We start from the raw sequence: 215 nt of genomic DNA on the forward strand, positions 1-215 counted from the left end.
GCCTCGACAGCGGCAAGCCGGTCGGCGAATGCCAGACGGTCGATGTTCCCGATACCATTCACACAATCCGTTGGCACGCCGAACTGATCGACAAGCTCTATGACAACACCGCGCCTGTCGGCGCGAATGCACTGACGATGATCGTGCGTGAGCCGGTCGGTGTCGTCGGATGCGTGCTTCCGTGGAACTTCCCACTTTTGATGCTGGCCTGGAAG

At 60.0% G+C, this 215-nt stretch carries 1 protein-coding gene; it reads left to right on the top strand.

The genetic code is table 11. The features are described 5' to 3' along the window. Nucleotides 1-215 (top strand): aldehyde dehydrogenase family protein (locus tag AF337_RS28870; protein WP_152971224.1); only part of this gene is annotated, 215 nt, incomplete at both ends.

Origin of the sequence: Rhizobium ecuadorense (genome assembly GCF_001187535.1) — a bacterium.
Taxonomy (GTDB): domain Bacteria; phylum Pseudomonadota; class Alphaproteobacteria; order Rhizobiales; family Rhizobiaceae; genus Rhizobium; species Rhizobium ecuadorense.